Source organism: Nocardioides pyridinolyticus, from assembly GCF_054653575.1.
This window is the reverse complement of record NZ_BAAIFY010000004.1, coordinates 22100-46508: the sequence shown is the minus strand read 5'-3', so window position 1 is coordinate 46508 and position 24409 is coordinate 22100. Positions and strand designations below refer to the sequence as shown.

Genomic DNA, 24409 nt, shown 5'->3' with positions numbered 1-24409 from the left:
CTGTCCGGGAACCGACGAGGGGAGCTGCGTGCCAGGCTCGATCCGGCCCGGCGACGTGCTCGCCGACCGGTACCGCTTGGTCGACCTGCTGACCGAGAGCAGCGGCGGCCGCTTCTGGCGAGCGCACGACAAGGTCCTCGAGCGGTACGTCGCGCTGCACGTCATCGCCGCTGACGACGAACGCGCGCCGGCGCTGCTGGAGGCGGCCCGGCGGTCCGCGATCGTGCACGAGCGCCGGCTGCTGCGGGTGCTCGACGCCGACCGCACCGACACGCTCGTCTACGTCGTCAACGAGTGGGGCTCGGGCGACTCGCTCGACATCATGCTGGCCGGCGAAGGACCGCTGACCCCGCGCCGGGCCGCGTGGCTGGTGTCCGAGGTCGCGGCGGCGATCGCGTCCGGTCACGAGGCCGGCGTCGCCCACGGCCGGCTGGTGCCCGAGAACGTCCTCGTCGACCACACCGGCGCCGTCCGCCTGATCGGCTTCGCGGTCGAGGCGGCGCTCTTCGGCCTCGGCCCGTGCCGCCCGAGCGCCGACGTCGACGCCCTCGGCGGGCTGCTCTACGCCGCGCTCACCGGCCGCTGGCCCGGGGCGCTGCCCTCCCAGGTCCCCGCCGCGCCGGTGGTGGGCGGCCGGGTGCTGCGGCCGCGGCAGGTCCGCGCCGGCATCCCCAAGCCGCTCGACGTGCTCTGCGACGAGGTCGTGAACCCGTACGCCGGCACCGACGGGTCCCGCCTGCGCGAGGTCCACGACCTGGCCAGCGCCCGGGGCATCGCGGACTACCTCGCGGCCTTCGTCGGCGACCCGACCGGCCTGGCCGAGGCCGAGGCCGCCGCCGGCCACCGCGACCTCACCGAGACGATCTCGCTGCCGAGCATCCCGGACCCGCCGCCCCGGGAGCCGGACCCCGATCCCGAGCCGGACCCCGAGCCCGAGCCCGAGCCACCCCCGGCGCCGCCGTCCTCGACCGACCTGCAGACCCAGGCCGGGCTGCCGATCTTCGACGACGACAACGACGACGTGTCCTGGCTGGCGGCCCGCGCCGAGCCCGCGCCGCCCCCGCCGCCGTTCGAGGAGCCGCCGGAGCGCCCGCTGTTCGCGCCCGCGGACAGCCCGGCCCGCAAGCCCCGCCGCCCGGTCCCGGCCGCGGCGGCCGGTGGGGCGTCGTACTGGCCGTGGGAGAGCACCGGCCCCAGCACCGGCACCGGCGTCACCCCGGTCGTCGACGAGCCCGAGGAGGAGGTGCCCGGACGGAGTTGGCTGCGCCTGGCCGGCGTGATCGGCGCCTGCCTGCTCCTGCTCCTCGCGATCGTCGTGGCCTACAACCTCGGCCGCGGCCGCAGCCCGCTCGGCGCGCTGCCCGGCGAGGACGACAGCACGCCGTCGAGCCCGCCCCCCACCACTGCGACCGCCCAGGTGATCAGCGGGGTGACCGCGACCGACTTCGACCCGCAGGGCTCGCCGCCGCAGGACGAGTACCCCGAGCTGACCGCGCTCGCGGTCGACGGCAAGCCGGGCACGGCCTGGCGGACGGCGACCTACCTCCAGAACTTCGGCCCCGGCGGGCTCAAGGACGGCGTCGGCCTGATCCTGGACCTCGGCCGGACCTACGACGTCAGCTCGCTGGACGTCACCTTCATCGGCGCCCCGACCGGCTTCCAGGTCTTCGTGACCGAGGCCGCCCCCACCGCCGTCGAGGGGCTGACGCCGGTCGCGGAGGACACCGCCGAGGAGGGCCGCACCCGCGTGGACCTCGAGCGCCCGGCGACCGGTCGGTTCGTCACCGTCTGGCTCACCTCGCTGCCCGAGGTCGAGGACGGGTGGCGCGGCCAGGTCGCCGAGGTCGCGGTCCGCGGATGACGCCGCAGGAGCGGGAGACCGCCAGCGACGCCGACCTCCTGCAGGCGCACGTCGACGGCGACCCGGACGCGTTCGGCACGCTCTTCGCTCGGCACCGCGACCGGCTGTGGGCGGTCGCCCTCCGCACCATGGGCAACCGCGAGGACGCCGCCGACGGCCTGCAGGACGGCATGGTGGCGGCGTACCGGCGCGCGGACAGCTTCCGCGGCGACGCGGCCGTCACCACGTGGCTGCACCGGGTCGTGGTCAACGCCTGCCTCGACCGCCTGCGGGCCGCGAGGGTACGCCGCGCCGAGGCGCTGCCCGACGACCTCGAGGAGTACCGCGACCGCGGCTCCCTCGCCTCCGCCACGGACGAGGCCGACGACCCGGCCGACCGGTCGGTGCGCACCGAGCGGCGCCACCAGGTGCTGGCCGCACTGCGCACGCTGCCGGACGAGCAGCGTGCGGCCCTGGTGCTGGTGGACATGGAGGGCTACCCGGTCGCCGAGGCCGCCGAGATCCTCGACTGCGCCGTCGGGACCGTGAAGTCCCGGTGCTCGCGCGGTCGGGCCCGCCTGGCCGAGCTGCTCGCCCCGCTGCTCGCCACCGAGGGTGACCCGGGACACCCGCCGGACCGGAACCCCCGCACCGCCGGCCCCGTCGAATCCGACGATGCCCCCCGTGGGCCACCCACGCCGGCCTGACCCAGCCCACGACCCCGATGAAGCCCCGATGAAGCCCCGATGGAGGTGACACCCATGTCCCACGACGACCCAACCGACGAGCAGGTCCGCCGGCTGCTGGCGGACGCCCGGCACACCGAGCCGGTGCCGTCCGACGTCGCCGAGCGGCTCGACGGGGTGCTCGCCGACCTCCGCGCCGACCGCCCGCTCCGCCCGGCGGTCACCGACCTCGCCGCGGCCCGGCGCCGGCGCCGGGTCCGCACCATGCTGATCGCCGCCGCAGCCGTCGTCGTGGTGGGCCTCGGCGTCGACCAGCTCCGCGGCATGGAGACGTCCGGCAGCGACTCCTCGTCCTCCGACTCCGCGGGTGGCGTCGCCGGCCCGGCCGCCGAGGAGCTCGAGCGCGACGAGCGACCGGTCGACGAGTTCGGCGCCCAGTTCGACGGCACGGACCTCAACGGCGCGCGCGTCGAGGCCGACGACTTCGGCCGGAAGGCACTGCGCCTGCGGGTCCAGCGCTCCGCCGGAGCCATGCAGTACCTCACGGCGGCGAAGAGCCCGTGCACCGGCGGGGACGCCGGCGCAGGCGACGCCGTCCGGATCCGGTACGGCGGCAGCCCGGCCGTGCTCGTCTACCGCGCACCGCGCGGCGACACCCAGATCGTCGACCTCTACATCTGTGGACGCGACGGCATCGCGCGGACCATCACGCTGCCCGCGCCGTAGCCGGGAAGATTCCTCACCTACGATCGGTTCTACCTGCGTCACTTCCGATCTCCGAGGAGTACACCTCTCCATGACCGACGTCCGCGATGCCCCCCGTGATGTGATCGTCATCGGCTCCGGCCCGTCCGGCTACACCGCCGCGCTCTACACGGCCCGGGCCAACCTGAAGCCGCTCGTGTTCGAGGGGTCGGTCACCGCCGGTGGCGCGCTGATGAACACCACCGAGGTCGAGAACTTCCCCGGCTTCCGCGACGGCATCATGGGCCCGGCGCTGATGGACGAGATGCGTGCCCAGGCCGAGCGCTTCGGCGCCGAGCTCGTGGCCGACGACGTCGTCGAGGTCGAGCTCACCGGTGACGTGAAGGTCGTCAAGACCGCTACGGGCACCTTCCACGCGCGCGCGGTGATCCTCGCGATGGGCTCCGGCTACCGCAAGCTCGGCCTGCCCCGCGAGGAGGAGCTCTCCGGTCGCGGCGTCTCGTGGTGCGCCACCTGCGACGGGTTCTTCTTCCGTGAGCAGCACATCGCCGTCGTCGGCGGCGGCGACTCCGCGATCGAGGAGGCGACGTTCCTGACCCGCTTCGGCTCGAAGGTGTCGCTGATCGTGCGCCGCGACGAGCTCCGGGCCTCCAAGATCATGCAGGAGCGCGCGTTCGCCGACCCGAAGCTCGAGATCCTCTGGAACTCCGTCGTCGAGGAGATCAACGGCGCCGACCGGCTCGAGTCGGTGACGCTCAAGGACACCGTGACCGGCGAGACCCGCAACCTCGACGCGACCGGCCTGTTCATCGCGATCGGCCACGACCCGCGCTCGGAGCTGCTGCCCGGCCAGGTCGACCTCGACGAGAACGGCTACGTCATCGCGAGCCACCCCTCGACCGGCACCAACCTCCCCGGCGTGTTCGCGGCCGGCGACCTGGTCGACCACCACTACCGCCAGGCGATCACCGCGGCCGGCACCGGCTGCGCGGCCGCGCTCGACGCCGAGCGCTACCTCGCCGAGCTGGACCACGCCGCCGGCGGCGACCCGCGGACCGCCCAGGAACGCGCCGACGCCGAGATGGTCACCGAGACCGTCCAGACCGCCGGAGCCTGACCCGGTCCAGCGCGCCTGGGAACAACCGTCCCCGGGTGGCTGTTGACTGTGATCAGACCTCAGAGTTCACCTTCAGAAGGGAAGTCCCCCGTGGGCAACATCAACGCCGTGACCGACGCCGAGTTCGACGCGCAGGTCCTCAAGTCCGACAAGCCGGTCCTCGTGGACTTCTGGGCGGAGTGGTGCGGCCCGTGCCGCCAGGTCGCCCCGATCCTCGACGAGATCGCCTCCGCCCACGGCGACAAGATCACGTTCTTGAAGATGAACGTCGACGAGAACCCCGTGACCCCGTCGAACTACCGGGTCACCGGCATCCCGACCATCAACGTCTACCAGGGCGGCGAGGTCGTGAAGACCATCGTCGGTGCCCGCCCGAAGGCCACGCTCCTCAACGAGCTGTCGGACTTCATCTGAGCCACCGCTCTCAGTTCTGAGCCCGCGAGGCCCGCGTCGACTTCGGCGCGGGCCTCAGTGCTCCCATGAGCCGGTCCACGACCGCGTCGACCGGGTCGCGCCAGGTCACGGCCGTGCGCAGGTCCATCCGCATCCGCGGGTGGGCCGGGTGCGGGCGATGGGTCTTGAACCCCACGCTGCCCAGGAAGTCCGCGGGCAGCAGGCAGTGCCCGGACCGGCCGCGCACGTCGCCGTACGCCTCCACCGCGCCGGCGCCGCCGCGCTGGATCACGTCGCGGGCCATGCCCTGCACCAGCATCCGGCCGAGCCCGCCGCCGCGGTGGTCCGGGTCGACGTACGCCATCGTGAGCAGCACCGCGTCCGGGGAGACCGGCGCGGTCGGGAACCCGGCGGCCCCCGGCACGAACGCCTCGGGCGCGTAGACGAGGTAGCCCGCGGGCCGTCCGTCCACCAGCGCGACCCGGCCGCACGACCCCCACTCGCGCAGCACCTCGGAGACCCACGCGTCCTTCTCGGCGCCGGGGTCGTCGATGCGCTCGCGGCGGACCGGGTCGAGCTCCCAGAACAGGCACGACCGGCACGGGGCGCGGAAGGTCTCGAGGTGGTCCAGCGTCAGGCGGACGATCTTGCGCGACATCACATCTCCGTCCCGTGATACCCGGATGCCATCGTAGGTCGCCGCCTGCAACGATGGTCGGGTGCGCAAGATCCGACAGAGCCGGAAGCTGCAGAACGTCCGCTACGACGTCCGGGGCCCGATCCTCGTCGAGGCCCAGCGCCTCGAGGCCGAGGGCCACCACATCCTCAAGCTCAACATCGGCAACACCGCACCGTTCGGCTTCGACGCCCCGGAGGCGATCGTGGCCGACATCGTCCACCACCTGCCGGACTCGCAGGGCTACAGCGACAGCCAGGGCATCTACCCGGCGCGCACCGCGGTCGCGCAGTACTACCAGAGCCACGGCCTGCGGGACGTCTCCGTCGAGGACGTCTTCATCGGCAACGGGGTCTCCGAGCTCATCACGATGGTGCTCCAGGCGTTCCTCGACGACGGCAACGAGATCCTCGTCCCGGCGCCGGACTACCCCCTCTGGACCGGTGCGGTGACGCTGTCCGGCGGCACGGCGGTGCACTACAGCTGCGACGAGACCAACGGCTGGAACCCCGACCTGGCCGACGTCGAGTCCAAGATCACCGAGAACACCCACGGCCTGGTGATCATCAACCCCAACAACCCCACCGGCGCGGTCTACAGCGAGGACACGGTCAAGGGGCTGATCGACATCGCTCGCCGGCACGACCTCGTGGTCTTCGCCGACGAGATCTACGAGAAGATCATCTTCGACGACGCGGTGCACCACCACGCCGCGACGTACGCCGGCAACGACGTGCTCTGCCTGACCTTCAGCGGCCTGTCGAAGGCCTACCGGGTCTGCGGCTACCGCGCCGGGTGGGTGATGATCTCGGGCCCCAAGGAGCTCGCCGAGGACTTCCTCGAGGGCCTGACCCTGATCGCCAACATGCGCATGTGCGCGAACGTCCCGGCGCAGCACGCGATCCAGACGGCTCTGGGCGGCTACCAGTCGATCGAGGAGCTGATCGTGCCGGGCGGCCGGTTCTACGAGCAGAACAAGCTCGCGGACCGGCTGCTCAACGAGATCCCGGGCGTCACCAACGTGGCGCCCCGCGGCGCGCTCTACTGTTTCCCGCGGCTCGATCCCGAGGTCTACCCGATCGAGGACGACGAGACGTTCGTGATCGACCTGCTCCGCGCCAAGAAGCTCCTCGTCACCCACGGCACCGGCTTCAACTGGCCGACGCCCGACCACTTCCGGCTGGTGACGCTCCCCGACGTCCACGTGCTCGAGGAAGCGATCGGGCGCATCGCCGACTACCTCCAGACCCGCTACTGACAGGCCGGCGATGCGCGACCTCACCTACCCCCCGGTCATCCTCGCGGCCAAGACGGCCTTCCGCCTGCTCGGTCAGCGGATCGAGATGACCGGCACCGAGCACGTCCCCCGCAGCGGCGGCGTGCTGCTGGCCTGCAACCACATCGGCTACGTCGACTTCATCTACGGCGGGCTGGCCGCGAACCCGTCGGGCCGCCTGGTCCGGTTCATGGCCAAGCGGGAGCTGTTCACGCACCGCTACGTCGGCCCGCTCATGCGGTCGCTGCACCACATCGAGGTCGACCGGGGCGCCGGCGTGGCGTCGTACCGGACCGCGGTGGAGTACCTCCGCGCCGGCGAGGCGGTCGGCATCTTCCCCGAGGCCACGATCTCGCGCTCCTTCGAGCTCAAGGAGTTCAAGACGGGTGCGGTCCGGATCGCGGCCGAGGCGGGCGTCCCCGTCGTGCCGGTCGTCATGTGGGGCACGCAGCGGATGATGACCAAGGACCACCCGCGCGACTTCTCCCGCGGCAAGACGATCTCGATCACGGTCGGGGACCCGCTGCGCCCGACCGGTGCGGACCCGGTGGCGGAGACCGCCGAGCTCCGCGCGGCGATGACCGCGCTGCTGGACCGGACGATCCGCGCCTACCCGGCCGCGGAGCAGCCCCCGGGCTCGTGGTGGCTCCCCGCGTCCTACGGCGGCAGCGCGCCCACGCCCGAGGAGGCGCTCCGCCTGGACGCGGAGGAGCTGGAGCGGCGCCGGCGTCGCTAGAGCGACAGGTCGCTTTGTCGACTTATCGTTTTGTCGTCTTACTGCTAGATCGGCCGGTCGCTCCGGTTGCGCGGATCCATGATGTCGACGATCCGCTGCAGGTCGTCCAGCGAGGCGAAGTCGACGGTGATCTTGCCCTTGCTCTTGCCGAGGTCGACCTTGACCCGGGTCTCGAGCCGGTCGGAGAGCCGGTCGGCCAGGTCGACCAGGCCGGGCGCGAACGGCTTGGGCCGAGCGGCCCGCCGGGTCGGGCCGGCGTCGTTCCCGTCGCGGAGCGCGACGATCTCCTCCAGGCCGCGGACGCTGATGCCCTCGGCGATCACCCGCTGGGCCAGCCGGTCCTGGAGCTCGGAGTCCTCGACCGAGAGGAGCGCCCGGGCGTGGCCGGCCGAGAGCACCCCGGCGGCGACCCGGCGCTGGACCGCGGGGCTGAGCTTGAGCAGCCGAAGCGTGTTGCTGATCTGCGGGCGGGAGCGGCCGATCCGGTCGGCGAGCTCCTCGTGGGTGCAGCCGAAGTCGTCGAGCATCTGCCGATAGGCGGCCGCCTCCTCCAGCGGGTTGAGCTGCGAACGGTGGAGGTTCTCCAGGAGCGCATCGCGGAGCATGTCCACGTCGTCGGTCTCCCGGACGATCGCCGGGACCGCCTCGAGTCCGGCCTCGCGGGACGCGCGCCACCGGCGCTCGCCCATGACCAGCTCGTACTGCTCGGGCCCGCGCTTGCGCACGACCACCGGCTGGAGCACGCCGATCTCGCGGATCGAGTGGACCAGCTCGGCCATCGCCTCCTCGTCGAAGACCTGGCGCGGCTGCACCTGGTTCGGCGCGATCTGGTCGAGCGGCACCTCGGCGAAGTAGGCACCGGCGACCGGCGCGAGCTCGGCGGTCGCCGTCGCGGTCCCGCCGCCCGGATCCGCCTCAGCGGTGGGCACCTCGGCCGGGCCCGTGGGGATCAGGGACCCCAGCCCCCGACCCAGCCCGCGTCGCTGCGGCGGGCGGTTGGCGGCGTTCATGCAGGAGCTCCCTTGGTCGCGATCTCGCGCGCCGCCTCGAGGTAGGACAGCGCACCCGGCGATCCGGGATCGTAGGTCATCACGGTCTGGCCGTAGGACGGGGCCTCCGACACCCGCACGGAGCGCGGGATGGCCGTCTTGAGGACCTGGTCGCCGAAGTGCTCCCGGACCTCCTCGGCGACGCCGGCGGCCAGGCGGGTCCGGGCGTCGTACATCGTGACCAGGATCGTGGAGATCGACAGGCCCTGGTTGAGGTGGGCGCGCACCATCTCGACGGTCTCGATCAGCTGGCCCAGGCCCTCGAGGGCGTAGTACTCGGCCTGGATCGGGATCAGCATCTCGTTGCCGGCCACCAGGGCGTTGAGCGTGAGCAGGCCCAGCGAGGGCGGGCAGTCGACCAGCACGTAGTCGAACCGGTCCTCCCCCGCCTCCTCGGCGCTGCCGACCTGCGGGTGCCCGTAGATCGCCTTGCGCAGGCGGCTCTCGCGCGCGACCACCGAGACCAGCTCGATCTCGGCGCCGGCCAGGTCGATGGTCGCCGGCACGACGTACAGGTTGTCGACCTCGGGGCTCGGGGTGACCACCTCCTCGAGCGGCTCCCCGTCGACCAGCGCGTCGTAGGTCGAGGGCACCCCGCGCCGGTGCTCGACGCCCAACGCGGTCGAGGCGTTGCCCTGGGGGTCCAGGTCGATGACCAGGACCTTCTGGCCGAGCTGGGCGAGCGCGGCGGCGACGTTCACGGTCGACGTCGTCTTGCCGACGCCGCCCTTCTGGTTGGCGACCACGAAGATCCGGGTCGAGCCGGGGCGCTCCATCGGCGGGCGCATCCGGGCTCCGTGGCGGGCGAGGACGGTGTGCTCGGCCGCCCGGGCCAGCGGCGTCGCGGGATCGTGGTCGAAGTCCGGAGCGGCGACCGCGATGTCCGCCGCCGTGCGGACGGCGAAGCCGGTTTCACGTGAAACATCGGGGGTCTCCTCCCCGCCGGCGTTCTGTGGAGGAGTGCCGCCTGCCTGTGGATAACCACGCTCAGCAGGCGTGCTCCCACCGGTGGAAAACTCGCTCACGCCCGTCGCCTCCGGTTCGATGTCGCGCGCTTGCGGGTCGCGCGCTGCTTCGGTCGACCGCCCCCGTGCGGTGCCGCAAGCGGCCAAGATACCTGTCCCGGATCGGCCCAGGCCACCCGGAGAGCGACGGTGGTGGAAACGGCCAGGTCCTCCCCCAGCACGCGGATCTCCGGCGGAGCGCAGCCCCACCGGACGAGCTCGGGCTCGGCCTCAATCACCTCGTCGGCCACCGAGGAGCCCTTCATGGCCACAAGGGCCCCGGTGGGGGCGACCAGCGGCATGGACCAGTCCAGTAGCCGTCCCAACGGGGCCACGGCGCGGGACGTCACGACGTCGAACCGCCGCTGTCCGTGCAGGGAGTCCGCCCGACCGCGCACCACCTCGACGTGGTCCAGACCCAGCTCCGCGACGACCTCCTCGAGGAACGTCGTGCGGCGCAGCAGCGGCTCGACCAGCGTCACCTGGACGTCCGGGCGAGCGATCGCCAGCACCAGGCCGGGCAGCCCCGCCCCCGAGCCGATGTCGCACACGGTGCTGCCCGCAGGAACGAGCTCCGCGAGGAGAGCACAGTTGACCAGGTGCCGGTCCCACAGGCGCGGTGCCTCACGCGGGCCGATCAGTCCCCGCACCACCCCGTCGGTCGCCAGGAGCCCGGCGTACCGCTCGGCCAGCGGCAGCCGCTCCGACGCAAACACCCTCCGCGCCGACTCGGGGGCGGAGGGTGTTTCACGTGAAACATGGTCCGTCATGCGCTCACGACGGGAGCACCACCACGTGGCGGCGGGGCTCCACGCCCTCGGACTCCGAGGTCAGGCCGGCCGCGGCCACTGCGTCGTGGACGACCTTCCGCTCGAACGGCGACATCGGGTCGAGCGCGGCCGGCGAGCCCGTCTCCTTGACGCGGGCGACGGTCTCCTCCGCCAGCTTCACCAGCTCCTCGCGCTTCTCCGCCCGGAACCCGGAGATGTCCAGCATCAGGCGGGAGCGCTCACCGGTCTCTCGATAGACCGCGAGCCGGGTCAGCTCCTGGAGCGCGTCCAGGACCTCGCCCTTCGCGCCGACGAGCTGCGAGAGGTCGGCGCCCACGATCGAGACCGCGGCACGGTCGCCGTCGACGTCCATGTCGAGGTCGCCGTCGAGGTCCGCGATGTCGAGCAGCTCCTCGAGGTAGTCGGCGGCGATGTCACCCTCGCGCTCGAGCTGCTCGATCCGCGACCCCGCGGCCACCTCCTCGCTCTCCACGGCGGCGTCGTCGTTCTCGATCGGGTCACTCACTGGTGCCTCCCTCGGGCTTCGGCTTCGGGGTGGGCTTGGCCCCACCGGACTTCTTGCGCTGCTCGCGCGACTGCTTCTTGGGCTGCTGGCGCTGCTGGGGGCGACGCTCCTCCTCGGGCGTCGGCTCCGGCTCGACGACCTCTGCGGGTCGGCCCTTACGGGCGGCCTTCGCGGCGTCGCGCTCCTGCTTCGCGGTCTCCGCCGCGGTGCCGGGCGCCGGGTTGTTGCGGATCACATAGAACTGCTGGCCCATCGTCCAGAGGTTGGAGGTGGTCCAGTAGAAGAGGACGGCGATCGGGAACGCGATGCCACCGACGGCGAACACGACCGGCAGCACGTACAGCAGCAGCTTCTGCTGCTGGGCGTACGGACCGGTGAGCGCGTCCGGCGGCATGTTCTTGCTCATCAGCTGGCGCTGCGTGGTGAACGTCGTCGCGGTCATCGCGATGACGAGCAACGCCGCCAGCACCTGCACCGAGACCTGGCCGCCCGAGTTCAGGAACGTCGCCTCGATCGGGATGCTGTTGAAGAGCTTCGCGTTCACGAAGCTGTCGGAGAGCTCGGCCGTCAGGAAGGCGACGCCGCCCTCTTCCGCGTGGTGGTCGAGCAGCCGGAACAGCGCCAGGAAGATCGGCATCTGGATGAGGATCGGCAGGCACGAGGAGAACGGGTTGGTGCCGCTCTCCCGGTAGAGCTTCATCGTCTCCTGGGCGAGACGCTCCCGGTCGTGGCCGTACTTCTTCTGCAGCTCCTTGACCCGCGGCTGGATCAGCTGCATGTTGCGGCTGGCCTTGATCTGGCGCACGAACAGCGGGATCAGGAGTGCACGCACGACCAGGGTCAGGCCCACGATCGAGAGCACCCACGTGCCGCCACCGTGCGGGTCCAACCCCAGCTCGGTGAGGACCCAGTGCCACGCGACCAGGATGGCCGAGATGGCGTAGTACAGCGGCGTCATGATGAGGCCGCCGATCTCCATGAAGAAGTCCACCGGGTCAAGCTCCTTGCTGGGGTGTGGGAGAGGAGCCCGCCCGCAGGCGGGGCTGGTCAGGGGATCTGCGGAGCGGGACCGGGTCGTAGCCTCCGCGGGCCCAGGGGTGGCAGCGGACGAGCCGGCGGACGGTCAGCCAGGACCCGAGGATGCTGCCCCGCTCGGTGACCGCCTCGAGCGCGTAGGCCGAGCAGGTCGGATGGTAGCGACAGACCTGCCCGTAGAGCGGGCTGATCAGCAGCCGGTAGGCGCGCAGGAGGCCGATGAGCGCCCAACGGAGCGGGTCGTACCTCACGCCTTCACCTCCGGGCGACCGGCGTCGAGCGCCCGACGGAGGCAACGTGCGAGGTCGGCACCGAGTTCCGCCGACGACGCGGTCGCCGCTGCCGGGAGCGCCCGGACCACGAGCACAGCAGAGCCCGGGAGCGACGAGACGTGCTCCCGGGCGAGGTGTCGAAGCCGGCGCTTCACGCGGTTGCGGGTGACGGCGTCTCCCACGGCCTTGCTGACCACGAAGCCGATCCGCGGGGTCCCCGCACCGCCACCGGGTGCCAGATGCACCACGACGGTGCGCGCTCCGCTGCGGCGGCCCGTGCGGACCGCCTCGCGGAACGAGGCACCGTCGGTGAGGCGATGAGCCGAGGACAGCACGCGGCTGACCCGGATCCGGCCTGGTCGACCGTCGTCAGACGGCGAGGCTCTTGCGGCCCTTGCGGCGACGCTGCGACAGGATGGCGCGACCGGCACGGGTGCGCATGCGCAGGCGGAACCCGTGCACCTTGTGACGGCGGCGGTTGTTCGGCTGGTACGTACGCTTGCTCACGAGCTTCTCTCCATGGTGTTGTCAGGGCAGTCACACGGGTCGGAGCGGCAGCGCTCGGCCGGCCTCGAGGGCCAGTTCGGCTGGCACCGCCCACCCACGCGCAGACTGCTCTGTCGTGGACATGCGGCACCCGTCGACACCGGGTGACCGAGCAACGGTACGCGCTGCGATTCCACAGGGTCAAACCGGCGCTGGACCGCTGGACCGGAACCTGTGGATGACGGGTTGCCCGGGCCCGGCCGCGCTTGTTACGTTCGCTCGCAACGAGGTTCCCCGCCACCTGGGCAACGGTCCGGGACAGCGGCCCGTGTGACCCCGGTCACGTTCGCCAGTTCGGGCCCCTGACCTGCACAAACACCGACTCGGACCGGTCGCCGGGAGGACTCGTACCGGCTCTCTCCACAAGGGAGGGGGCAGGTTCACAACCTGTGGACAAAGTTGTGGAGACAGAACCGGGCGTTCTCCTGCAGGAGCCCCCCGGCCTCCCCGACGATGGACCGGCATCGGCCCCGCGGTCGACGAGCAGCACGAGAGAGTGGGAACGGTGGAGCAGAGCACCTCGGACCTCGGCCCCGACCTGAGCGTGGCCTGGCGCAGCGTCGTCGACGACCTCCAGCCGAATCAGCGGGCCTGGCTGCGCGCGAGCGAGCCGGTCACCCTCCACGAGAGCACCGCCATCGTCGCGGTGCCCAACGACTTCACCCGCAGTCAGCTCGAGGGCCGGCTGCGTGGACAGCTCGAGGATGCGCTCACCCTCCGGTTCGGCCGCGAGATCCGGATCGCGGTGACCGTGAACCCGCAGCTCGAAGAGCTCCAGGACGCGGTGGCCGACGAGCCGGCCGTCGCACCCGATGAGGCGACGAGTGGACATGTCGATATGTCGACAATTGCCGCCGAGCCGGTCGGGCCGCTCCCGTCCGCGCCCCTGGAGCCGCTCGACCCCGCCAAGCGCCCCACCGCGCTGGAGACCCGACTCAACCCCAAGTACACCTTCGAGACCTTCGTCATCGGATCCTCCAACCGGTTCCCCCACGCGGCGGCCGTGGCCGTCGCCGAGGCCCCCGGCAAGGCGTACAACCCCCTGCTGGTCTACGGCGACTCCGGACTGGGCAAGACCCACCTGCTCCACGCGATCGGGCACTACGTCCGCTCGCTCTACACCGGCGCCAAGGTGCGCTACGTGTCGAGTGAGGAGTTCACCAACGAGTTCATCAACGCGATCCGTGACGACCGGCAGGACCGGTTCAAGCGGCGCTACCGCGACGTCGACGTGCTGCTGATCGACGACATCCAGTTCCTGGAGGGCAAGACCCAGACCCAGGAGGAGTTCTTCCACACCTTCAACACGCTCCACAACGCGAACAAGCAGATCGTCCTCACCTCCGACCGCGCACCGAAGCGGCTCGAGGCGCTCGAGGACCGGCTGCGCAACCGGTTCGAGTGGGGCCTCATCACCGACGTGCAGCCCCCGGACCTCGAGACCCGCATCGCGATCCTGCGCAAGAAGGCCGCGATGGACCGCCTCACCGCGCCACCGGACGTGCTCGAGTTCATCGCCAGCAAGATCCAGACCAACATCCGCGAGCTCGAGGGAGCGTTGATCCGGGTCACGGCGTTCGCGAACCTCAACCGCCAGGAGGTCGACATGACCCTGGCCGAGATCGTCCTCAAGGACCTGATCCCCGAGGGCGGCGAGCCCGAGATCACCGCGGCGCTGATCATCGCCCAGACCGCGGCGTACTTCGGCCTCTCCATCGAGGAGCTCACCGGGCCGAGCCGCGGCCGGCATCTGGTGATGGCGCGGCAGATCGCGATGTACCTGTGCCGGGAGCTCACGGACCTGTCGCTGCCGAAGATCGGCGCGCAGTTCGGCAACCGCGACCACACGACCGTGATGTACGCCGACCGCAAGATCAACCAGCTGCTCGCCGAGCGCCGCGCGGTGTTCAACCAGGTCTCGGAGCTCACCAACCGGATCAAGATGCACGCCCGCCAGGGCTGAGCTCGCCTCACCACACGCCCGCCGCACCCTCGAGCACGTTGTGGAGGAAATGTGGTTCGTCGTCACCCCGCCCGGGAGAAGCTGTGGACGAACGACAGGTTCTCCCGGAGACGAGCCGCGGGCTCCACACCCGGCGCGAGTACCTCATTTGTGATTCCACAGGGGCTGTGCACGCCCAATCGACGGGCTGACCTGCGAGAACACGCGTTGTCCACAGTCTCCACCGACGCTATGACTCCCACCTACCTCCAGACATCCCGATCCCTGGTGAACATCCACCCGGCCCCCTTCCTGGGGACAACTCCCGCCGGTCGGCGTCGCGTGGCAGGATGCGCATCCCACGACTTTCTCGAAAAACCCTCTAGTTCGACCGACCCGAAGGAACCACTGTGAAGTTCCGCGTCGAGCGCGACGTGCTCGCCGATGCCGTCGCCTGGGCTGCCCGCAGCCTCCCGGTCCGTCCCAGCGTGCCCGTGCTCGCCGGCCTCCTCATCGAGGCCAGCGACGACGGTCTGGTGCTGTCCACCTTCGACTACGAGACCTCGGCGCGCGCCACGCTCGCCGCCCAGGTCAATGACGAGGGCAAGGCGCTGGTCAGCGGCCGGCTCCTCGCCGACATCTGCCGCTCGCTGCCCGCCAAGCCGGTCGACATGGTGCTCGACGGCGCCCGGGTCTCGCTCACGTGTGGTTCGGCGCGGTTCAGCCTCCAGACCATGCCGGTCGAGGACTATCCCTCGCTGCCGGACATGCCGGCCGCGACCGGCACCGTCGACGCCGAGTCGTTCGCCCACGCGGTCTCCCAGGCGGTCACCGCGGCAGGCCGCGACGACATGCTCCCGGTCCTGACGGGTGTCCGCATCGAGATCGACGGCTCGACCATCTCCCTACTCGCGACCGACCGCTTCCGCCTCTCGCACCGCGAGCTCGACTGGAGCCCGCGCACGCCGGACGAGTCCGCGGCCGCGCTGGTCCCTGCTCGCGTGCTCGGCGACACCGCCAAGTCGCTCACCGCCGGAGGAGAGGTCACGATCGCGCTCGCGTCCACCGGCACCGGTGAGGGAATCATCGGCTTCGAGGGTCAGGCGACCGGCGGCGTACGCCGCACGACGACCCGCCTGCTCGACGGCGAGTTCCCCAAGGTCCGCAGCCTCTTCCCGAACGAGCACCAGACCACCGCGCTGGTCGACAAGGCCGCGCTGGTCGAGTCGGTCAAGCGCGTCGCCCTGGTCGCGGAGCGCAACACCGCCGTCCAGCTCGCGTTCAGCGACGGCGTCCTCACCCTCGACGCCGGCTCCGGGGACGAGGCGCAGGCGTCGGAGTCGATCGAGGCCACCATCACCGGCGAGGACATCACCACGGGCTTCAACCCGCAGTTCCTCCTCGACGGCCTCACCGCGATCGACCAGCCGGTCGTCGAGCTGGCGTTCACCCAGGCGTCCAAGCCGGTGGTCCTCAGCGGCCAGCCCGGCGACGGCGAGGAGCCCGCACCGTTCCGCTACCTGCTGATGCCGCGCCGCCTGCTCTCCTGACCCATTACCCGCGCGCCTAGGCTGAGTGCATGGACATCGGACTCGTCGGACTCGGCAAGATGGGCGGCAACATGCGGACGCGGCTGCGCGACGCGGGGCACACGGTCGTGGGCTACGACCGCAACCCCGACCTCGCGGACGCCGACAGCCTCGCCGCCATGGTCGAGCGACTCCCGTCGCCGAAAGTAGTGTGGGTGATGGTGCCCGCGGGCGACGCGACCCGCGACACGATCCGCGACCTCGGCGAGCTGCTCGGCGAGGGCGACCTCGTCGTCGACGGCGGTAACTCCCGGTGGACCGACGACCAGATGAACGCCGAGATGCTGGCCCAGAAGGGCATCGGCTTCGTCGACTGCGGCGTCTCCGGCGGCGTGTGGGGCCTCCAGAACGGCTACGCGCTCATGTGCGGCGGCACCGACGAGGACGTCGCCAAGGTCCAGCCGGCACTCGATGCCCTCAAGCCGGAGGAGGGCGGCTTCGTCCACGCCGGCAAGAAGCCCGGCGCCGGGCACTTCGCCAAGATGGTCCACAACGGCATCGAGTACGCCATGATGCAGGCCTACGCCGAGGGCTGGGAGCTGCTGGAGAAGGTCGACCTGGTCGACAACGTGCCCGACGTCTTCGACTCCTGGCGCTCCGGCACCGTGATCCGGTCCTGGCTGCTCGACCTCCTGGTCGCCGCCCTCGAGGACGACCAGCACCTCGACAAGATCGCCGGCTACGCCGAGGACTCCGGCGAGGGGCGCTGGACCGTCGAGGCCGCGATCGACAACGCCGTGCCGATGCACGTCATCGCCGCCTCCCTCTTCGCCCGGTTCACCTCGCGCCAGGACGACAGCCCGGCGATGAAGGCGGTCGCCGCGATGCGCAACCAGTTCGGCGGCCACGCCGTCCGCACCGAGCCGCCGGTCGGCGGCGACGCGAACCCCGACGCCTGACCTGACAGTGACGTGACAGTGACGTGTACGTCTCGCACCTGACCCTCCACGACTTCCGGTCCTACGCCGCGGCGGACGTCGCGCTCGAGCCCGGTGTCACCGCGTTCATCGGGCGCAACGGTCAGGGCAAGACCAACCTCGTCGAGGCGATCGACTACCTCTCCCGGCTGGCCAGCCACCGGGTCGCCAGCGACACCCCGCTGGTCCGCGCCGGCGCCGACCAGGCGGTGGTCCGGGCCGCGGTCGTGCGCGACGGGCGCACCGCCGTACTCGAGGTGGAGCTCAACCCCGGCAAGTCCAACCGGGCGCGGATCAACCGGTCGCCCCTCCCCCGCGCCCGCGAGATCGTCGGCCTGGTGCGGACGGTCGTGTTCTCGCCCGAGGACCTGACGCTCGTCAAGGGCGACCCGGGCGACCGCCGGAAGTTCCTCGACGACCTGCTGGTGCTGCGGGTGCCGCGGCTGGCCGGCGTCCGCTCCGACTACGACCGGGTGCTGCGGCAGCGCAACTCGCTGCTCAAGACCGCCCGGATGAGCAAGGGCAGCCTGGAGACCCTCGGCGTGTGGGACGCGCACCTCGCGCGCACTGGCGCCGAGCTGCTCGCCGAGCGGATCGCGCTGGTCGAGGAGCTGCGGCCCTACGTCGGCAAGGCCTACGAGACCGTCGCCCGGGGCGCCACCCGCGACGACGCCGACATCGCGTACAAGCCGTCGTTCGACCTCCAGGGCCGGACCGCCCGCGAGGACCTGACCGAGGCGCTGCTCGCCGAGCTCGAGGCCCGGCGCGGCGACGAGCTCGACCGCGGGGTCTCGCTCGTCGGCCCGCATCGCGACGAGCTGCTGCTCACCCTGGGCGACCTCCCCGTGAAGGGCTACGCCTCGCACGGCGAGTCGTGGTCGTTCGCGCTGGCGCTCCGGCTCGCGTCGTACGACCTGCTCCGCGCCGACGGCGACGACCCGATCCTCATCCTCGACGACGTGTTCGCCGAGCTCGACACCGAGCGCCGCCTGCAGCTCGCCGACCTGGTCGCCGGCGCCGAGCAGGTGCTGGTCACCGCGGCCGTCCCGGCCGACGTCCCCGAGGCGCTCGCCGGAGCGCGGTTCGCCGTGGCGAACGGGGAGGTGGTCCGTGAGCAGTGAGGAGGACCGGCCCGCCGAGCACCGCGACGACGGCCTCGACCTCGCCAAGGCGCTGACCCGGGCCACCGCGAAGTCGACCCCCGCCGCGCGGCGCAAGCAGCGCTCCAAGGACGCCCCGAAGCGCGGCCGGGTCTCCGGCGCGCACCCCGACGACCGGGATCCGCAGCTGCTCGACGCCACCCTCGGCCGGCTGGTCGAGGACCACGGGTGGACCCTGGACCTGCGGGTGCACGGCGTCTTCGGCCGGTGGGAGGAGCTCGTGGGCGCCGAGGTGGCCCAGCACTGCACACCCGAGTCCTTCGCCGAGGGCCGGCTGGTGGTCCGCACGGACTCCACCGCGTGGGCCACCCAGCTGCGCCTGCTGGCCCCGACCGTGGTCCGCCGGCTCAACGAGGAGCTCGGCCACGGGACGGTCACGGCGATCGACGTCCAGGGCCCGCACCTGCCCACGTGGAAGAAGGGCCCGCGCTCGGTCCGCGACGGCCGCGGGCCCCGCGACACCTACGGCTGAACGAGACGATCCAGGAGGCGCTCCGGCGTACGGGGGCCTGTCGGCACCCCTGTTCGGCGCTCGTGTCGCCGCTCAGGAGCCTTATCGGACCCGATTTCGTCCACAGCCACCCCCCTCGTGGGAGTGGACACGTGGAATGCGGCCTTCTGACGGGTAGTATGGACATCGGCCGCCCAGCCCTCGCGCAGCGGCCTTCGCCATGTCAAGAGCAGCAGAAGAGGTTCCGTGAGCGCCAACGACGAGGTCCAGTACGACGCCTCCGCGATCCAGGTCCTCGAGGGCCTCGAAGCCGTCCGCAAGCGGCCCGGCATGTACATCGGCTCGACCGGTGAGCGCGGCCTGCACCACCTGATCTGGGAGATCGTGGACAACGCGGTCGACGAGGCCCTCGCCGGGCACTGCGACCGGATCGTGCTCACCCTCCAGTCCGACGGCGGCATCCGCGTCGAGGACAACGGCCGCGGCATCCCGACCGACACCGCCCCCGGCCAGGAGCTGCCCGCGCTGACGCTGGCCCTGACCGTGCTGCACGCCGGCGGCAAGTTCGGCGGCGGCGGCTACAAGGTGTCCGGCGGCCTGCACGGTGTCGGCGTCTCGGTGGTCAACGCGCTGTCCACGAAGGTGATCGCCGAGGTCAAGAACCGCGGCCACCTGTGGCGCCAGACCTTCACCGTCGGCGTGCCGGACGGCCCGCTCGAGGAGGTCCGCCCGATGGAGCCCGGTGAGCGCACCGGCACCTCGATCACGTTCTACGCCTCCCCCGACATCTTCGAGACCACGACGTACAACCTCGAGACGATCACGTCGCGGATCCGCGAGTACGCCTTCCTCAACAAGGGCCTCGAGATCGTCGTGCGCGACGAGCGGCCGCAGGCCGACGAGATCGTGGACGCCGTCGAGGACGACACCGTCGCCGACGCCGTCGACACCCAGCCGGCCGACGGGATCCGACGCGGCGAGGGCGGTGGCATCGAGCAGGTCTTCCGCTACGACCGCGGCCTGGTCGACTACGTCGAGCACATCAACCGCAAGAAGCAGGCGGCGAACCCCTCGATCATCTCCTTCGAGGCCGAGACCCCCGAGTCCTCCGAGAGCCACATGAGCCTCGAGGTCGCGATGCAGTGGAACACCTCCTACACCGAGTCCGTCCACACCTTCGCGAACACGATCAACACCCACGAGGGCGGCACGCACGAGGAGGGCTTCCGTGCGGCGCTGACCTCCCTGGTCAACAACTGGGGCTTCGAGTGGGGCCTGATGAAGAAGCAGGAGGACCGGGTGTCGGGCGACGACATCCGCGAGGGCCTCACCGCGATCATCTCGATCAAGCTCGGCGAGCCGCAGTTCGAGGGCCAGACCAAGACCAAGCTCGGCAACACCGAGGCCAAGGGCTTCGTCCAGCGCGTCGTCAACGACCAGCTCGGCGCCTGGCTCGAGCAGAACCCCGGCGAGGGCAAGGACATCATCCGCCGGGCCCAGGCCGCGGCGACCGCGCGCATCGCCGCGCGCAAGGCGCGCGACCTGGCCCGCAACCGCAAGGGCCTGCTCGGCGGCGGCGGCCTGCCCGGCAAGCTCGCCGACTGCCAGTCGACCAACCCCGCCGAGTGCGAGGTCTTCATCGTCGAGGGCGACTCCGCGGGCGGCTCGGCCAAGTCCGGCCGCGACCCCCGGGTCCAGGCGATCCTCCCGATCCGCGGCAAGATCCTCAACGTCGAGAAGGCCCGCATCGACAAGGTCCTCGGCAACACCGAGGTCCAGGCGATCATCTCCGCGCTCGGCACCGGCATCCACGAAGAGTTCGACATCGAGAAGCTGCGCTACCACAAGGTGGTGCTGATGGCGGACGCCGACGTGGACGGCCACCACATCAACACGCTGCTGCTGACGCTGCTGTTCCGCTTCATGAAGCCGCTGATCGAGGGCGGCTACGTCTACATGGCGCAGCCGCCGCTCTACCGGCTGCGCTGGAACAAGCCGGCCGAGCACGAGTTCGTCTACTCCGACGCCGAGCGTGACGCGCTCATGCGCGCCGGCCTCGAGGCGGGCAAGAAGCTGCCGAAGGACAACCCGGTGCAGCGCTACAAGGGTCTGGGCGAGATGAACGCCGACGAGCTGTGGGAGACCACGATGGACCCCGACCAGCGGCTGATGCTCCAGGTGACCCTGGACGACGCGGCGCACGCGGACGAGATCTTCTCGATCCTCATGGGCGAGGACGTCGAGCAGCGCCGTTCGTTCATCCAGCGCAACGCCAAGGACGTCCGATTCCTGGATATCTGACCGTCTAGCGACAGTCCTAGATTCCTCCTAGATTCGACGAGAGAGACACAGAGTGACTGAGACCCCGACTCCCGGCGGCCGGATCGAGCCCATCGAGCTCCAGACCTCGATGCAGCGCGCGTACATCGACTACGCGATGGCCGTCATCGTGGGCCGCGCGCTGCCCGACGTCCGCGACGGCCTCAAGCCGGTGCACCGCCGGGTGCTGTACGCGATGTTCGACGGCGGCTACCGCCCCGACCGCGGCTTCTCGAAGTGCTCGCGCGTCGTCGGCGACGTGATGGGTCAGTACCACCCGCACGGCGACTCCGCGATCTACGACACCCTGGTCCGCCTCGCGCAGCCGTGGGTGATGCGCAACCCGCTCATCCACGGGCAGGGCAACTTCGGCTCGCCGGGCAACGACCCGGCCGCCGCGATGCGGTACACCGAGTGCCGGATGGCGCCGCTGGCCATGGAGATGGTCCGCGACATCGAGGAAGACACCGTCGACTTCCAGCCCAACTACGACGGTCGCTCCCAGGAGCCGACGATCCTGCCGGCGCGGTTCCCGAACCTGCTGGTCAACGGGTCGGCCGGCATCGCGGTCGGCATGGCCACCAACATCCCGCCGCACAACCTGCGCGAGGTCGCCGAGGGCGCGAAGTGGAGCCTCGAGCACCCCGACGCCAGCCGCGAGGAGCTCCAGGACGCGCTGATCGAGCGGATCAAGGGCCCCGACTTCCCGAACGCCGCCCTCATCGTGGGCCGCCAGGGCATCGAGCAGACCTACCGCACCGGCCGGGGGTCGATCACCCAGCGCGCGGTGATCGAGGTCGACGAGGACGCCAAGGGCCGGACCTGCCTGGTCATCACCGAGCTGCCCTACATGGTCAACCCGGACAACCTGGCGCTGAAGATCGCCGAGCTCGCCGACTCCGGCAAGGTCCAGGGCATCTCCGACGTCCGCGACGACACGTCCTCGCGGACCGGCCAGCGCCTGGTGGTCGTGCTCAAGCGCGACGCCGTCGCGCGGGTCGTGCTCAACAACCTGCTCAAGCACACCGAGCTCCAGACCAACTTCTCGGCGAACATGCTGGCGCTGGTCGACGGCGTCCCGCGGACGCTGACCATCGACCAGTTCATCTCGAACTGGGTCGCCCACCAGATCGAGGTCATCCAGCGGCGTACCCGCTTCCGCCTGGCCGAGGCCGAGCGGCAGGCGCACATCTACCGGGGCCTGGTGAAGGCGCTCGACGCGCTCGACGACGTGATCGCGCTGATCCGCAACAGCCCCGACGTCGAGCAGGCGCGCACCGGCCTGATGGAGCTGCTCGAGATCGACGAGGTCCAGGCGAACGCCATCCTCGAGATGCAGCTGCGACGCCTGGCCGCCCTCGAGCGGCAGAAGATCATGGACCGCCTGGCCGAGCTCGAGGCGGTCATCGCCGACCTCGAGGACATCCTCGCCAACGAGGCCCGGCAGCGGCAGATCGTCTCCGACGAGCTCACCGAGATCGTCGACAAGTACGGCGACGACCGCCGTACGCAGATCATCGCGGCCGACGGCGACCTCTCGATGGAGGACCTGATCCCCGACGAGGAGCTGGTCGTCTCGATCACCCGCGGCGGGTACGCCAAGCGCACCCGGGCCGACCAGTACCGGACCCAGAAGCGCGGCGGCAAGGGCGTGCGCGGCGCGACCCTGCGCGGCGACGACGTGGTCGAGCACTTCATCGCGACCACCAACCACCACTGGCTGCTGTTCTTCACCACGGCCGGCCGGGTCTACCGCACCAAGGCCTACAACCTGCCCGAGGCGTCGCGCGACGCCAAGGGCGGCCACGTGGCCGGACTCCTGTCCTTCCAGCCCGACGAGAACATCGCGCAGGTGCTGGCGATCCGCGACTACGAGCAGGCGCCGTACCTCGTGCTGGCGACCCGCAACGGCCTGGTGAAGAAGACCCGCCTGGGCGACTACAACAGCCCGCGGCAGGCCGGCGTCATCGCGATCAACTTCCGCGAGGACGACGACGAGCTGATCGGCGCCGAGCTGGTCAACGCCGAGGACGACATCCTGCTGGTCTCCCGCAAGGGCTCGGCGATCCGGTTCAAGGCCGCGGACGACCAGCTGCGGCCGATGGGGCGCGCGACGTCCGGTGTCACCGGCATGAAGTTCCGCAGCAACGACGACTCGGTGCTGTCGATGTCGGTGATCCGTGCGGAGCAGGTCGCGGCCGAGGAGGCCGCGGAGGCGAAGGCCGAGGAGGCCGGCGCGTCGACGGCGGCGGGCGACCTGCCGGACGTGAAGGAGCAGTACGTCTTCACGATCACCGATGGCGGCTATGCCAAGCGCAGCCGGATCTCGGAGTACCGCGTCACCAACCGCGGCGGTCTCGGCATCAAGGCGATGACGCTCACCAACGAGGAGCGCGGCGGCCTGGTCGGCGCGTTCATCGTCGAGGAGGGCGACGAGGTCCTCTCGATCACGCAGAACGGCCAGGTCGTGCGCAGCCCGATCAACGCCGACTTCCGCCCGACCGGCCGCTCGACCCAGGGCGTGAAGTTCGTGACGCCGAAGTCGGGCGACTCGGTGGCGGTGGTGGCCCGCTCGGTCGAGGCGAAGGACGAGGACGAGGACGCCCCCGAGGGCGCGATCGAGGACGCTGCAGAGGCAACCTCCGACGTTCCGGAATCGTCGGATGAGGGTAGGGATGCAACACTGGAACCGACCCAGCCCGAGACCGACGGGGAGAGTGACGGCTGATGACCGACGGCCAGGACACCGCTGTGCGGGCGCCCCTGGGCGACCGGATCTCGGCGAAGATCGCGAACGCAGCCGACGAGCACCGGGCCAACGCCCAGCCGGAGTCGCCCGCCGCGGCGAAGAAGGCGGCCAAGGGCGGCAAGCGGCCCCCGCGCCGCGCCCGACTCCGCCTGACCCGGATCGACCCGTGGTCGGTCATGAAGACGTCGTTCCTGCTGGCGGTCGCCTTCGGCGTCGTCACCGTGGTCTCGGTCTTCATCATCTGGTCCGTGCTCGCGGCGGCCGGTGTCTGGGAGTCGATCAACGACACCGTGCGCGACGTGGTCGGCGGCGAGGATGCGGCGAACTGGGACGTCGAGACGTACGTCGGGATGTCCCGCGTCATGGGCTTCACGATGCTCGTCGCCGTGGTCGACGTCATCCTGATCACCGCCATCGCCACCCTCGGCGCGTTCCTCTACAACATGGCCGCGGCCCTGCTCGGCGGCGTCGAGCTCACCCTGGCCGAGGACGAGCGGTAACCCCGTTTTGTTGCTGTCCGCGGGGGTCCGGTAGTGTTCCCCCTCGGTTCACGGGCCTATAGCTCAGACGGTTAGAGCGCTTCCCTGATAAGGAAGAGGTCACAGGTTCAAGTCCTGTTAGGCCCACCATCCCGGCAGTCCCCGCCCGCCA

The 24409-nt window shown here is 71.1% G+C and carries 24 protein-coding genes and 1 tRNA gene; 16 read left to right on the top strand and 9 right to left on the bottom strand.

The genetic code is table 11. The annotated features are described in order from the left end of the window. Positions 1-28 precede the first annotated feature (28 nt). From ACYQ0U_RS05055 to trxA, 5 genes are all read left to right on the top strand, one after another. On the top strand, positions 29-1861 hold the full coding sequence (locus tag ACYQ0U_RS05055; protein ID WP_459970085.1) for a protein kinase family protein: 1833 nt from the start codon (positions 29-31) through the stop codon (positions 1859-1861). Beyond that, positions 1858-2547 carry an RNA polymerase sigma factor SigM gene (gene sigM / locus ACYQ0U_RS05050; RefSeq protein WP_459970083.1) on the top strand — a complete coding sequence of 230 codons (690 nt, stop codon included), beginning with the start codon at positions 1858-1860 and terminating at the stop codon, positions 2545-2547. Before ACYQ0U_RS05055 ends, sigM begins: the two co-directional genes overlap by 4 nt. 54 nt (positions 2548-2601) lie before the next feature. Next, entirely contained in the window at positions 2602-3252 is a 651-nt protein-coding gene (locus tag ACYQ0U_RS05045) for a hypothetical protein (RefSeq protein WP_459970081.1), read from the top strand. Between the two features lie 70 nt (positions 3253-3322). Continuing rightward, positions 3323-4348, top strand: a complete 1026-nt coding sequence (gene trxB / locus ACYQ0U_RS05040; RefSeq protein ID WP_459970079.1) for a thioredoxin-disulfide reductase — start codon at positions 3323-3325, stop codon at positions 4346-4348. Between the two features lie 90 nt (positions 4349-4438). Continuing rightward, positions 4439-4762: a thioredoxin gene (gene trxA / locus ACYQ0U_RS05035; protein WP_459970078.1), complete on the top strand. Its 324-nt coding sequence runs from the start codon at positions 4439-4441 to the stop codon at positions 4760-4762. A 10-nt stretch (positions 4763-4772) separates the two neighbouring features. On the opposite strand, the gene ACYQ0U_RS05030 is transcribed toward trxA, so the two are convergent. Beyond that, positions 4773-5399 carry a GNAT family N-acetyltransferase gene (locus ACYQ0U_RS05030; RefSeq protein WP_459970076.1) on the bottom strand — a complete coding sequence of 209 codons (627 nt, stop codon included), beginning with the start codon at positions 5397-5399 and terminating at the stop codon, positions 4773-4775. 61 nt (positions 5400-5460) lie between these two features. Between ACYQ0U_RS05030 and ACYQ0U_RS05025 the strand changes: the two genes are divergently transcribed. Continuing rightward, positions 5461-6675, top strand: a complete 1215-nt coding sequence (locus ACYQ0U_RS05025) for a pyridoxal phosphate-dependent aminotransferase (RefSeq protein ID WP_459970074.1) — start codon at positions 5461-5463, stop codon at positions 6673-6675. A 10-nt stretch (positions 6676-6685) separates the two neighbouring features. Further along, complete coding sequence (locus tag ACYQ0U_RS05020; protein WP_459970072.1) at positions 6686-7429, top strand: lysophospholipid acyltransferase family protein; 744 nt, start codon at positions 6686-6688, stop codon at positions 7427-7429. Positions 7430-7473: 44 nt separating this feature from the next. On the opposite strand, the gene ACYQ0U_RS05015 is transcribed toward ACYQ0U_RS05020, so the two are convergent. From ACYQ0U_RS05015 to rpmH, 8 genes are read right to left on the bottom strand one after another with little or no spacing between them, the layout of a single operon-like run. Next, positions 7474-8439, bottom strand: a complete 966-nt coding sequence (locus tag ACYQ0U_RS05015; RefSeq protein ID WP_459970070.1) for a ParB/RepB/Spo0J family partition protein — start codon at positions 8437-8439, stop codon at positions 7474-7476. Then, entirely contained in the window at positions 8436-9503 is a 1068-nt protein-coding gene (locus ACYQ0U_RS05010) for a ParA family protein (RefSeq protein ID WP_459970065.1), read from the bottom strand. Before ACYQ0U_RS05010 ends, ACYQ0U_RS05015 begins: the two co-directional genes overlap by 4 nt. Continuing rightward, complete coding sequence (rsmG, locus tag ACYQ0U_RS05005; protein WP_459970063.1) at positions 9500-10198, bottom strand: 16S rRNA (guanine(527)-N(7))-methyltransferase RsmG; 699 nt, start codon at positions 10196-10198, stop codon at positions 9500-9502. Before rsmG ends, ACYQ0U_RS05010 begins: the two co-directional genes overlap by 4 nt. 58 nt (positions 10199-10256) lie before the next feature. Beyond that, positions 10257-10823 carry a Jag family protein gene (locus tag ACYQ0U_RS05000; protein WP_459970061.1) on the bottom strand — a complete coding sequence of 189 codons (567 nt, stop codon included), beginning with the start codon at positions 10821-10823 and terminating at the stop codon, positions 10257-10259. Continuing rightward, positions 10771-11757: a membrane protein insertase YidC gene (gene yidC / locus ACYQ0U_RS04995; RefSeq protein ID WP_459970438.1), complete on the bottom strand. Its 987-nt coding sequence runs from the start codon at positions 11755-11757 to the stop codon at positions 10771-10773. Before yidC ends, ACYQ0U_RS05000 begins: the two co-directional genes overlap by 53 nt. A gap of 16 nt (positions 11758-11773) precedes the next feature. Beyond that, on the bottom strand, positions 11774-12064 hold the full coding sequence (gene yidD / locus ACYQ0U_RS04990) for a membrane protein insertion efficiency factor YidD (RefSeq protein WP_459970057.1): 291 nt from the start codon (positions 12062-12064) through the stop codon (positions 11774-11776). Continuing rightward, entirely contained in the window at positions 12061-12420 is a 360-nt protein-coding gene (gene rnpA / locus ACYQ0U_RS04985; protein WP_459970055.1) for a ribonuclease P protein component, read from the bottom strand. The genes yidD and rnpA overlap by 4 nt, the downstream gene beginning before the upstream one ends. 34 nt (positions 12421-12454) lie before the next feature. Continuing rightward, positions 12455-12592, bottom strand: coding sequence for a 50S ribosomal protein L34 (gene rpmH, locus ACYQ0U_RS04980; RefSeq protein WP_459970053.1), 138 nt, complete (start codon positions 12590-12592; stop codon positions 12455-12457). 535 nt (positions 12593-13127) lie between these two features. On the opposite strand from rpmH, the gene dnaA reads away from it, so the two are divergent. From dnaA to ACYQ0U_RS04935, 9 genes are all read left to right on the top strand, one after another. After that, complete coding sequence (gene dnaA, locus ACYQ0U_RS04975) at positions 13128-14594, top strand: chromosomal replication initiator protein DnaA (RefSeq protein ID WP_459970051.1); 1467 nt, start codon at positions 13128-13130, stop codon at positions 14592-14594. Between the two features lie 389 nt (positions 14595-14983). Further along, positions 14984-16123: a DNA polymerase III subunit beta gene (gene dnaN / locus ACYQ0U_RS04970; protein WP_459970049.1), complete on the top strand. Its 1140-nt coding sequence runs from the start codon at positions 14984-14986 to the stop codon at positions 16121-16123. 29 nt (positions 16124-16152) lie between these two features. Further along, on the top strand, positions 16153-17061 hold the full coding sequence (gene gnd / locus ACYQ0U_RS04965; RefSeq protein ID WP_459970047.1) for a phosphogluconate dehydrogenase (NAD(+)-dependent, decarboxylating): 909 nt from the start codon (positions 16153-16155) through the stop codon (positions 17059-17061). Between the two features lie 23 nt (positions 17062-17084). Further along, on the top strand, positions 17085-18200 hold the full coding sequence (gene recF / locus ACYQ0U_RS04960; protein WP_459970045.1) for a DNA replication/repair protein RecF: 1116 nt from the start codon (positions 17085-17087) through the stop codon (positions 18198-18200). Further along, positions 18190-18711 carry a DciA family protein gene (locus ACYQ0U_RS04955; protein ID WP_459970043.1) on the top strand — a complete coding sequence of 174 codons (522 nt, stop codon included), beginning with the start codon at positions 18190-18192 and terminating at the stop codon, positions 18709-18711. The genes recF and ACYQ0U_RS04955 overlap by 11 nt, the downstream gene beginning before the upstream one ends. 225 nt (positions 18712-18936) lie before the next feature. Then, positions 18937-20991: a DNA topoisomerase (ATP-hydrolyzing) subunit B gene (gene gyrB / locus ACYQ0U_RS04950; protein ID WP_459970040.1), complete on the top strand. Its 2055-nt coding sequence runs from the start codon at positions 18937-18939 to the stop codon at positions 20989-20991. Between the two features lie 52 nt (positions 20992-21043). Next, on the top strand, positions 21044-23737 hold the full coding sequence (gene gyrA / locus ACYQ0U_RS04945; protein ID WP_459970038.1) for a DNA gyrase subunit A: 2694 nt from the start codon (positions 21044-21046) through the stop codon (positions 23735-23737). Then, complete coding sequence (locus ACYQ0U_RS04940; protein WP_459970036.1) at positions 23737-24258, top strand: DUF3566 domain-containing protein; 522 nt, start codon at positions 23737-23739, stop codon at positions 24256-24258. The genes gyrA and ACYQ0U_RS04940 overlap by 1 nt, the downstream gene beginning before the upstream one ends. 52 nt (positions 24259-24310) lie before the next feature. Then, positions 24311-24387 (top strand) — tRNA-Ile (locus ACYQ0U_RS04935). The last annotated feature ends 22 nt before the right edge of the window (positions 24388-24409 follow it).